Below are 11,107 nucleotides of genomic sequence, written 5' to 3'. Positions count from 1 at the left end.
CGGCACTTCTGCCAGGGCTGAGTTTTGCAAGTAAGTGGCGTCAGGAGGGTCTCAGACGGGGCTCTCCCGGATAGCTGCGCTCAGCAAACACCGGGGGCAGCGAAAATCGGTGACTTGACGCACGGCAGAGCTAAAACTCCAACTTCAAAACGTCATAGAAGACCATTTCGATTGCGATCCAATTCCAATCTCTCTACAACCCGCAATGAGTTGGGAATCAACGTTTAGAACATTAAAGTATCGACCCAATTGGCCTTCACACGGGTTTAAGGATTTAGCTGAGGTACGAGACTGGGTTCAGGCATTTGTTGAATGGTACAACAATGACCATAAACATAGTCGAATCAAGTTTGTTACGCCAAGCCAACGGCATGATGGTATTGATAGAGAAATACTCGTTAAAAGGAAAGAAGTACTGCGGCTAGCTAAAGCTAAGAACCCATTACGCTGGTCTCGTGAAATTCAAGACTGTAACCCGATAGGGCCAGTAACATTAAACCCAGAAAATCGCATGCGGAAAGCCGCATAAAAATCAGCTAATGGGTGACAACAATCTTGAAAAACACCGGGTATGTCAGAGCCGATCATGGCAAACACACTTATGCCTCATTCTTTGTTAGCGGGCTTTCAATAAGAGAATGTCACACTTGATTTATCCCTAATTTAGCTAATGGATCAGTAAAACCTTTAAGTCTGTCGCATACCGGGTCCATTCTGACAAATCCATTCTCAAACCAAGAAGTCTTGCCCAAGGGACAATTTTACAGGTTTAGTATGCTCACCTTTTGTTCGAACACTTCAAGCCCAATTGCCAGCACCAAAAGTCATAACGTCTCCTACTTCCTGTAATGGTTAAAAAGTTTGCCTTCAACTTATTGAAAGTTAATGAATTCACCGGGAGTCATAATAACCCTGTGTCATTTTGACTCGGAAGTCTTGATTTGTTTCACTTTTTCTTTTACAGTATTTTTGAACTTATCGAACAGGGATTTGGGAAATGAATATTTTGGCATGCGAAAACCCGGCACAGGCATTGCGTTTTACCTTGGGACTGACTGTATCGGACGTAGTTAAGTTTTACGGTGGTACCCGAAAACGATTTGGTGAGATGGAGGCGGACCCAAGCATCATCAACAAACTCAGAGGTAACGCTTTCAAAGGGGTATATGCCGATTACCGTGACAAGATCGATTGCCCGCAATTGGAGTTGGAGGAATTTTGCTCTGAGCACCTTGATGGATCGATAGATGAAGAGGATGTCTGGGGATACCTATCCGATCACTTTGAAGCAGAGGCGCCAGGAGCTGGTGAACATTACCGACCAATTGTGATGCACACCTATATTGATGATGGCGGACATTATCACCGTGCCTGTGAAGCATTCACCGTGCATCTTTCTGAGGCATTGGAAGATATTCATGCCATATACAACATGTTTGCCGGTTATATCCTTAGAGATGATTATGTAGACATCGTTGAAGAAGTTGCTGAATACCGGGCTAGGATCATTGCTAATACGCGGGTGCAGGGTATGGCGTTTTTTGAGGGCAAGGACAGTCTGAAAAGACACCTCGACATAGAAATGATCGGTAGAAAGGCTGTGCTTAGGTTAGCCTTTGCGGGCGTGGCAGCACCCAATGCCACAAAAACCATTCTCGGGGTTGAGAACATTGACGCATTCAGCCGTGAAGAGCGGGTGATCGTAAGCGCGCACATTCCAAGTTACGACAAATTGCTGCTTGAACGGGCCGAACACGCCGAACTTGAATATGACCATGAATACCTGAGCTTCATCCAGAACCGGGAGGACTACTTGCTGTTTGTGCTCAAGCGTGTTACAGCCATGGTACTGGCTCGCAACGGGCATCGAATATTTTCGAGGATGATATATACCGCAAAGGAGCAAGAGATTAATGAAGTGATAGTCATGAAAACCATAGCATCGATACGAGAAGAAATTGGCAATACTCTGCGTGAAGTGGAAGAGATGCTCGATGAAGACTTTTCAGATTTATTGCTGGTAGCTGTCAGAGAGGAACTTGATAGCTTGTAACTTCACAGACTTGAAATCCGTCAGCCGGTATTGTTATGGCTGACGCTTCTTTTTGGCGTTTTGTTAACGAGTATCTTGCAAACCGACTTCACCATAAGCAACAAAGTGACAGTCAACGCACTCAAGCAGACGACCGCCATCACTCAGTGATTTGTAACCAGCAATCGAGAGTAATCTCACAAAGAGCACTCAACTATCAGATAACAAAAAACTCCTTCTCAAGAAGATATCTATTTATTCGCTATATAGCTAACTTATTCACCTTGCCGCTTGCAGCCGTTTTGCCAATCAATAGCATTCGATAGTGTGATGCAGGGTAAAACTAAACCTAACCCAGATTAAAGATAGAGATAGAGTTGCTTTTCTATACCTGAGCTAATTTATGGTTTTCTAAATTAGTAAAACCGTTGACTCAGTTTTGTCCATTTTCGTGTTAGCGAAACAAATTCTTCTTTGTCCATTCACAGCGTCCATTCACACAGCGTCCATTCAAAACGCCTATTCCTGACATCTTCTCAAAACTTGTTTTGAGGCTGAAGTGATTCTGTTATGAGATGATTTTGGCTATTGAAATATCGCAACCAAAGCTGTTTATAAGTATCAAAAAGAAATGGCTTAGCAGGGGGCGCATTGCTGCGCATCTAACGCTGCCCATGAAGTTGTGTAGCCGCTTCGCGGGCTGACGGGCGGATTCCAATCAAACGATCTCTCAGCGTTCTGTCCGCCCTGTATCGCTGCGCGATAAGCTGTTATGCAGCCAACAATCGATGTAATGTCGTTTTACGCTGCTCTGCTGCGCTAATTCGTCGAATTGCAGCCTCGAATTGTTGTGGGGTGCCAACAATCTCAATGTATGTTTCTGCTCGGGTCAGAGCTGTATAAATCCACGAGCGGTCAATCATTCTCGAACCTGTCAGTGCCACAATTACCCTTGGAAACTGGCTCCCTTGAGCTTTGTGTAGGCTCACAGCATAGGCTGGTTGTACGATATTGATTAGTGATTCAGTCAGTTCTACTGTGCGCCCATCATCCAGTTCAACCACACCGAACTGAGACTCCTCGCCAGTGCTAACTAAGCGCCCCATGGTGCCATTTTGGATGTCCTCGTCCCATTCGTTTTCGGTGAAGATGACTGGATCATTAACTCTGATGTTTAGATACATCCGGTCACCAAACAAATCGAACTCTAATCGCTCACCTGTTGGGTTACATTGTTCCTGACATAGATTGTTCAGAGCATTGATACCCCCATGGTTTGCGCTGTATGTGGCACCTACAATCTGTGTGATGCTTGGGTCTTCTGAATACAATCCTGTGATCTTCTTATTCAGATCTTCAGGCTGCGCAAAATGGAATCTGATGTGGTTGCTCGTAAAGGATGGGAGCTCGCCATTTCGAACAGAGAGAGTGAATTCTGGTATACCAGTAGATCCCTTCTGACGTTTAACGATATTCAACTCAGTTCCAGCAATGGATGAAGTCTTAACAACATCATGTAGGATAAGGCCATAGCCGATTGGTGACAGCTGCGCTGGGTCGCCAACTAGCAAAATCCGAACGTTATTATGCAGAGCCATTACCAATCGATACATGGTGTGTAGGTCAACCATGCTGGCCTCATCAATAACAATGATTGCCTGCTCATCATCCAATATCTCAACATTTTTCAGGAATCCAGCAATGGTGCTAGCGTGGATTCCTGTGCCCTCCTTGATGCGCTTGGCAGCACGGCCTGCGAGTGCCATCGGGTAGATCTTATATCCAAGCTTTTGGTAGGCACGGAGAATGACTCGAAGTACCGTGGTTTTACCCGTACCAGCCCCGCCAGTAAGCACTGAAATGGGATTCAAAAGGCTCGAACAAACCGCATCAACCTGTCGCTCTAACAATGGAAATGCTAGGTTTTCCATACCATGTGCGAGAGCCTCATCAAACCGACCATCCCATGTTTCATTTTGACCAGCTAAATGAAGGAAGCGGTGTGCCACAACCTTTTCCATAACCAGAGCGGCTGTTGGGTGATAGTTGCCTTCATCATCAATGATGAAATCACCTTTTTCATAGGACACCATCAGTGCCTCTTTCGCCAATTCTGAGTTGTCGAGCACCCGATTCAGAATAGGTTTCAGGTCGCTATGGCTAGCCACCGTGTGGCCTCGCTTAGTGAAGCGATAAAGAGACTCTTCAACAGCAGCAACAAGACGGCGCGGGTCGTTGTCGATCATCAGGAAATGGTTCTTTGCCAGCTCATCAACGGCATTGAAATCCATCCCGAATGACTGGAGAGTGTAGGGGTTTGTCTTCACCTGCTCGACAGCCCGCTCATCGTGATACTTCATGATGTTAGAACTGATATTTGGTGGCACGGCGTGTTCAGCAAACCAGTGGAGGTACTTAAGATTGGAGTACTTTTTCCAAGCCTCTACCATCGTTTGGGCGGTTTTTGTGGTTAGCACCATTTCAAGCATTTCCACATTCCCATCATCAAGGATTTTGTAAATGCCTGTTTGAAACTTATTCCAGAGCTTCCTCGCGAACACATCGCCTACGCCAACAAACTCCTTGTCTGATGCCACAAACTCAACAAAGTTATCGCCCGTTTCTGGCATGGTGACACGTAACCGCGTTGCCTGAACATCTACCTGAGTTTGAATAAAACCATCACGCTGCACCTGCCTTTCCGTTTTGGTGCCTGAAATACACCAGTGCTGGCCTTTTATGGGTATCATCGGGAATAATTTGCTATCTGCCCTGACTACAATGACTTTCTTCGCAGAGGCTCGCATAGAGCCTTTTAGCGGCATACCGCTGAAAGTGATGATTTTGCCTTTTGTGTTCCAAATTGAGGTTACGCGGATATCAAAACGGCTGGTTTTCATCGTGGCAGCCTCCCGACATCGACCAGCGCTGAACTTAGGGCTTCAAATCGCTCTAACTTGCGCTCTAACTTGCGCTTTAACTCTGCGTTTTCGGCCTCTAATTCGACGACTCGCTGTTCCAGGCGGCGTGTATGAACCCCTTGTTTATCTCGCTTAATCTGAGCTTGGTCTAGTTCCTGTGGTTCATTGTCTAGGCAAGACTTTTTAGCCTTAAGCGGTGGAAGCACACCACGTTCGCGCAGCTCAGATTCCAATTCACTAAGAAGCTTCTTTACCGCTGGGTTTTGCTGTAACACGGACTTAGCAAAGCCACATCCTGTGGCTACAGCACTACGCTTAAGGTTGCCTCTATATTCGATTTCTCGGAAGTCGTCATCGGTCTGGGATGCACACCAACTCTCGAACCTTTCGACGTTTTCTTTTGCAAGCTCCTGTCCGTTAGCCATTGTTAAGTTCCTTTCTTGTTTATCCGCCTTGGACTGCTGATTTTTTTGCCTTATTTAATAGAGCTACTAACGGTGGGTTGGACTCTGCAAGAACGCCAAGCTTTTTAATAAAAGCCAACTGCTTGTCGAGTTTCTGTGTCAATACTTCATTCTCTGCTTTTAGGGATTCAATTTGCTCGAACTTATCCAGATCAGACTTAACGAATTTGACAAACTCAGTGGTTGGCTTACCCCGCAACTCCTGTTTCTTAGCCTGATAAGCAGCCTTTATGCTGCTGTAGGTGGGCAGTGTTTGGCGTGTTGTTGTAATGTCTAGATCGCTTTTAATACGGTCAACAAGCAGATCCCACGTTAGTTTTGTTTGCCAACTCATGATCAGGGTTTCGATCTTGCGTATCTGTGTTGTGCTTAATGATGGTAATGCCATGACAACTCCTTAAATAAACGCAAAAATATCTGCCAAGTCGTCCTCTACAGGGGCTTTATCTGACTTGGACTCAAGTGCCTTTGTCAGCGCCTTATCTGAACTAGGCAGCGCTAATTTTTGTACGGTGACAATCTTTTCCTGAGTGTCGGTAATACGGAACTCACTCTTGTGGGCAAGCAAGCGGATAATTGAGCCTGTTTTGATTTCTTTGCTTTCCATTAACTGCACCAGTTCGCGAAGCATGGAGGTGTTACGATGATGCAGCAAAAACCAATCCTGCATTGCCTGGCTGGTACAGAAAGTAGGCCGTTGCTGTACGTCCTCAAGGCGGCGATCTTGTACCTGCAAATCTTTATTCAAGAACGATAACGCTTCTTTATCATGCGCTGCATGGCACGACGAGGGACAGAGCGAACATTGCGTTACAAAGTCGTTGAGGTATTCACAAGGCGAATAATGCAAATTCTGGCTACAGAACCCAGTACTGGTCACAGCTGTCGCTGTATTGGTCAACTGCTCATACTCTTGCTGGCTGACCACTTTAACGGTGATTTTTTTCCCTGTTTCACTGAACAGAATATCTGAAATCTCGGCGGCTTTTTCGGCGTGAGTGCGATGCACATAATGCAGAATTTGCTCAGGCGTGTAACGACCAGACCATAGGTTGATTATGGCGTGCGGTATACCCTCACGATCGGCAACGTCATTGTGCCAATGGCGGAATTGATGCGGCTTAATATAGAACTCGTCTGAAAAGCCATGCCGACTAAAGATGTTTTCTGAATAAGTATATTTTTGCCTCAATGCTGCTGCAAACTTATCACCGAGACTGGCTAAGGGTACAATCGCAAAAGGAGACTTTCCTCCAATGAAAGACGTTGCAGTTGTATAAAGCTGATATCCCGTAAAGCTAAAGAGTGCCTGTTTATACTTACATTTACCGTGCTTTGTATTGTTATAGCCCACCGGAAATCCGGCGAGTTTGCCAACAACGTATTGAATCCAGTCGTGCTGAAACTGTGCAACTGTCATTGTATTGCTACGAAAAATCCCGCGTAAGCCGCTGCCATTCAGAATAATACCTAGCAAATATGTACTGTGAGGACAGTCTTTAGTGATAACCAATTCATCTTCCAGTCGCAAGTCAACAATGGGTTTAAGGTACTGACTAGGGCCTGATTTGGTTACCTTGCGCACTTCACCCGCTGTGGTTTTGCTGACGCGCACCATTCCATTCCCCTCGTCATAAAAACCGAGTAAATAACCCAAGTGGAGCAGGTTGATCGGTTTATTCATATCGGGGGCCAGGGCATTCATGTTCTCGCTGGACGGGCAGAAATTACCCAGCACCTTTTTCAGCGGCAATGACGGGTTTTCATAAAAACGCGCAAGCACACGTGCAGGCTCGCAGACAATTTCCAAGTACTCCAGACTGCGGTCAACTGCCTCAGCCATCACGGACAAAATGTGATTGTGGAAATTTTTATAACCTTTTGACCCTTGCCAGTCGAGGTAATGCACTGTTGCTTCTTTGCCGTCTACGGTTTGGGAGATCTGTTTTAACCGCTGATTGGTCAGTACGGTCAGCTCCGCGTCGATACGGTTTGGTGAACCCATTGCCAACGCGGTCATCGCGCAAGCAAAGGCATCACGCTGCAATGCCAGCGGGTGTGTGTTCCATTTGTCCCGCTCTGGCGGTATGACATCGTGAAAAATCGAACCGAGCGCAAGCAATACTTTGGTCTCAGGGATTTTGTTCTTTTTGTTTTCGATAACATCATCACCAGCTAGGCGTTTTCGCTTACATCCCTTGGGTGGTTGCAGTGTTGGTGGGATAAAAGCGTGCCGATGCAACCACTGAAAAAACGAGGTTAAATACATAGCCGATTTCATTTTGGAACAGGCAGCGTCCAGCCTAGAAAAGGCTACATGAGCGGGATTGTCAGCCAAAGCAATTAGCAGATGCTTTGCCTCTGCATGTTTCTTGCTTTTGGATTCTTCGCCGTTTTTACCTGCACATACCTCAATCGCATAGGCCATCAAGAGGTGACGTAATTCGTCAGGCAACCTCTGTGAAGGGCGATAGGCCGATCTAAAATTTGTTTGCTTTACAGTGTGCTCAACAAAGTAATAATCAACTTTTTTGCCCGTAGGGAACGTAAAGCGCCAAGCAGCATCATCCCAAGTTGCAGGCTTACCCTGCTGGTTGGTAAAGCCTGTTAGCGGCTGCTGCATGAGGGCATTGATATAGTTACGTTGGTTTGTAATATAACGATTAATCTCAGTCATGCCGAAGTCCTTTTGCTGCCAGCTTTCGTTCGTTACATACATCAATTGTGGCTTGGATATACAAGATTATTCTTCTGAGCTTCTTGACCGTAGCCTTATTGGCTTCCGCTTTATTAATCTCATATTTTGCCAACGCTTTATCAAGGTACTGTTGATGATCGGCATCTTCGTTGGCCGTGAAATTATCGCAGGGGTAGCAGCCAAGCGGAGCGCCCAGCTTTGAGGCGCAACTAGCGCAATTCACCGGATTAGACTGAATACCTATTTCTTCATCAAACTCATTGCGAACCACAAACCCGTCTTGTTTTAGTAAGTCATTAACAGGGATGCATCCAAATTTGCGTAACACGTCTTTATTGGCAAAGGCTTGGTCAATATCAACTCGCGCCTCGACACTGAGGTCAATATAGGGCTTAACTGCCGCTTCGGTGACTCCGGTGATTTTAGCCAAGTAAGGCGCTGACAACCCTTGTCTCGCCCCCAATGTCAGCACAGTATGACGAAGGCGGTTGTTACCCAACTTCAACTTGTTGCTCTCGATACGATCACTTTTAAGGTCGAAGTTAGCAGTAAATTTCGTAATGGTTATCTGCAAGGTAGCAGCGCTTCTGTGAAACGCATCAGACCTGGAGCCAAGCGCTTTAAACAGATTGGATTTCGTCAAGAATGGTATTGTGAATAGCTGTTCTTCCGCGAACAACGGGCAACGCAACATGATTTGACGACGTCCATCATTTGTTAAACTGATACCCTGTTTTTCCAGGGATTGCGTGAGTACGGATTCATACTGCTGACGATACGTTAGCAGTAACACAGACAAATCCGGTTCCAGACGATGCGATCTGCTTTCAGCTTTACTGCGAAACATGCCATCTTTGCCTCGAAATGTTCTGACATGTACACGTTCCACATCGCTGAACAAATACTCACTGGTAGGCACTGACTCATTATTGGATTGACGGTGATCTGAAAAGCGCTGACCTACAGGCAGTACGTCAGCCCATTTCAACTGTGCCAATTGTGTTGGTCGTCGAATGATAGCAACCATCAACTGGCAGGCGATAAGGTTGCCAAAGACCAGAATGCCCCTTGACCCATGGCTTATTTCACTGGTTAACCGACTTTGATTGTCCGTTGCAAGGCGCAATTGTTCTTTTAGCGACTGGTATTCAACTTCGCTGTAGACACCTTTTTCAGGATCAAGAATGTTGTTTCCCTTTTGAAATTCAGGGCGGTTTGCTTGAGTGAATTCGGCAATCTCTTTGAACTGCGTTAAACCAGCTTTGTTGACGGCAAAGGCTAATGCTGATGACAGCTGATTTTTATAGCCATCAGACAGCGAGAGCCAAGCCAGTTGAAAGACAGCGGGTGACAGGTTGTTGCCAAGAGTTTTAAACACTTTGGCACGACCATTGACTGTATTATATGCAAGTTGGCTCGCGGTCTCCGCCAAGAGTACGCGCAAATCTACAAATGTTTGCCAGTCATGGCCCTTGTCGTGCATCCACGCAAGATACAGAAAACTCTTTGTGCCAAGTTGCCAAGTGTCATCGAATATATCAAAGGTATAGGCGTCATTCTTTGCGCGATACCGTCTCTGGCCGTCAAAGTCCTGCTTTAATTGCTCGACTGTCTTTTTATTACTTATCGCCATTAGATTCCCCTTGTGATGGCACAGTCTCTTTCTGACGTTGTGCGGATAACTCATGCACTATCACAGCGTGCCTAAAGTCGTTGTAAGTGCCAGACATTTTGCTGTTTTCAACCCAGCCCATCGCATACTTGCGAATATCTTCAATCTGTTCAGGGGCATAGCCAGCCTCAGTTGCTCTTATGTCAAAAAGCTCATTCCACTTGTGACGAAACAGGTGTGGGTAGAGCTTGAAGTCCACTGCATTAGAAAGCACTTCGATTATTTTGTAAATTGAGACTAACTTTAGCGGCTCGCCTTCCGTTTCACCTTTCTCACTAACGAAAATGAAATCATGGGTTTTAGCTTCAGGGTACTTGCTGCGCTCTGTATCAATGTACAATTTCAGCAATTTCAGTGTTTCATGCGAAATAGCAGCAGAGTGCGCCTTGGTTTTCTGTGCAGCTGGTATTTTCCGTGTGTCAGTTGGGTCGTTCGGTGTCCGTGTAATCATCAATCGCGGCTTGTCCCAGTCGTGCTTAATCTCACTAATTTTTAGCTTTGACAGCGCACCTTCGCGGATACCTGTCTCAACAAAAATATCGACAATTAACTGATTCCGTAATCGGACTCTCTGTGACCAGGGGTTATAGGGGCTAGCAGGCTTAACAATTTTCAGTATGTTAAAAAAAACGTCATCCGGTATCGCCTGTTCAAACGGATCCTTTACATCAGCATTTTCGTCTTTCAGTGCGCGAATATCAGTTTTCACTGTGCGCTCAAGATCAGCAAAATTTTGGCTTACAGAATCAGGGGGATTATTGGCGAAATGGTGAACCCTATAGAGATACTCGATATAACCAATGAATAATCTCAGGCGCTCTTTAATCGTCGTTGCAGAGACTCTGCTTTCTGTGCTTTGAGATGCGTATATGAGGTTATCAAGCTGCTTATCTGAAAAACGAGCAAAGCTAACAATATTGCTCTCATCCTCAAGGTTGGCCTCGACCTTATATTTGCAGTGACGATTGAAATCATCGTATTCCTCAGCAGTAAAAAACTTACCAGACGCCACCCTCTCAACAAGATCAATTGATTGTGCGGTGAAGTAACGATAAATAAACAGCAAAAGTTTTGCATACGTATGCCGGGTATTGAAGGCGTGATCTGCAAATGATATTTCCAGGTGATTACTAAGGAAAAAACAGGCTGGTAGCATGTCGTCATCGACAATGCAGACGTCACTGTGATTTTCCAGATTCTTGTGAGTTTTTACCGAATAATTCATTACAAAAAATCCTAGCAGTTAACCGTACATCACTAAATTAGCACGATTTGGTGTTTTGTAAGGCAAAATTACGCTAATGCTAGGATTTAAATGGG

8 protein-coding genes are annotated in these 11,107 nt (G+C 45.5%); 2 read left to right on the top strand and 6 right to left on the bottom strand.

Features of this window, described 5'->3' with window-relative positions; translation table 11 throughout:
* Window positions 1-205: 205 nt before the first annotated feature.
* Window positions 206-529, top strand: coding sequence for an integrase core domain-containing protein (locus tag L4D76_RS25235; protein WP_428443621.1), 324 nt, complete (start codon window positions 206-208; stop codon window positions 527-529).
* A 468-nt stretch (window positions 530-997) separates the two neighbouring features.
* On the top strand, window positions 998-2,053 hold the full coding sequence (locus tag L4D76_RS25230; protein ID WP_428443620.1) for a hypothetical protein: 1,056 nt from the start codon (window positions 998-1,000) through the stop codon (window positions 2,051-2,053).
* Window positions 2,054-2,802: 749 nt separating this feature from the next.
* On the opposite strand, the gene L4D76_RS25225 is transcribed toward L4D76_RS25230, so the two are convergent.
* The 6 genes from L4D76_RS25225 to L4D76_RS25200 are packed head-to-tail and all read right to left on the bottom strand — an operon-like array spanning window position 2,803 to window position 11,012.
* Window positions 2,803-4,932 (bottom strand): AAA family ATPase, encoded by a 2,130-nt coding sequence (locus tag L4D76_RS25225; RefSeq protein WP_428443619.1) that lies wholly within the window; start codon window positions 4,930-4,932, stop codon window positions 2,803-2,805.
* A complete protein-coding gene (locus L4D76_RS25220; protein WP_428443618.1) occupies window positions 4,929-5,378 on the bottom strand; it encodes a VPA1267 family protein in 450 nt (149 codons plus the stop codon). The genes L4D76_RS25225 and L4D76_RS25220 overlap by 4 nt, the downstream gene beginning before the upstream one ends.
* Before the next feature lie 19 nt (window positions 5,379-5,397).
* Window positions 5,398-5,805 (bottom strand): hypothetical protein, encoded by a 408-nt coding sequence (locus L4D76_RS25215; protein WP_428443617.1) that lies wholly within the window; start codon window positions 5,803-5,805, stop codon window positions 5,398-5,400.
* 9 nt (window positions 5,806-5,814) lie between these two features.
* Complete coding sequence (locus tag L4D76_RS25210) at window positions 5,815-8,094, bottom strand: hypothetical protein (protein ID WP_428443616.1); 2,280 nt, start codon at window positions 8,092-8,094, stop codon at window positions 5,815-5,817.
* Complete coding sequence (locus L4D76_RS25205) at window positions 8,087-9,748, bottom strand: hypothetical protein (RefSeq protein ID WP_428443615.1); 1,662 nt, start codon at window positions 9,746-9,748, stop codon at window positions 8,087-8,089. Before L4D76_RS25205 ends, L4D76_RS25210 begins: the two co-directional genes overlap by 8 nt.
* Window positions 9,735-11,012: a site-specific integrase gene (locus L4D76_RS25200; RefSeq protein WP_428443614.1), complete on the bottom strand. Its 1,278-nt coding sequence runs from the start codon at window positions 11,010-11,012 to the stop codon at window positions 9,735-9,737. Before L4D76_RS25200 ends, L4D76_RS25205 begins: the two co-directional genes overlap by 14 nt.
* Between the last annotated feature and the right edge of the window lie 95 nt (window positions 11,013-11,107).

The sequence above is a fragment of the Photobacterium sagamiensis genome, from assembly GCF_050337085.1.
Lineage (GTDB): Bacteria > Pseudomonadota > Gammaproteobacteria > Enterobacterales > Vibrionaceae > Photobacterium > Photobacterium sagamiensis.
Note: the sequence above shows the minus strand (reverse complement) of the source record. Positions and strands in the feature narration are given on the sequence as shown.

What these genes read in the sequence shown, in the direction of transcription:
- L4D76_RS25235 (WP_428443621.1), top strand. Translation starts at nt 206, where the DNA reads ATGAGTTGGGAATCAACGTTTAGAACATTAAAGTATCGACCCAATTGG.
- L4D76_RS25230 (WP_428443620.1), top strand. Translation starts at nt 998, where the DNA reads ATGAATATTTTGGCATGCGAAAACCCGGCACAGGCATTGCGTTTTACC.
- L4D76_RS25225 (WP_428443619.1), bottom strand. Translation starts at nt 4,932, where the DNA reads ATGAAAACCAGCCGTTTTGATATCCGCGTAACCTCAATTTGGAACACA.
- L4D76_RS25220 (WP_428443618.1), bottom strand. Translation starts at nt 5,378, where the DNA reads ATGGCTAACGGACAGGAGCTTGCAAAAGAAAACGTCGAAAGGTTCGAG.
- L4D76_RS25215 (WP_428443617.1), bottom strand. Translation starts at nt 5,805, where the DNA reads ATGGCATTACCATCATTAAGCACAACACAGATACGCAAGATCGAAACC.
- L4D76_RS25210 (WP_428443616.1), bottom strand. Translation starts at nt 8,094, where the DNA reads ATGACTGAGATTAATCGTTATATTACAAACCAACGTAACTATATCAAT.
- L4D76_RS25205 (WP_428443615.1), bottom strand. Translation starts at nt 9,748, where the DNA reads ATGGCGATAAGTAATAAAAAGACAGTCGAGCAATTAAAGCAGGACTTT.
- L4D76_RS25200 (WP_428443614.1), bottom strand. Translation starts at nt 11,012, where the DNA reads ATGAATTATTCGGTAAAAACTCACAAGAATCTGGAAAATCACAGTGAC.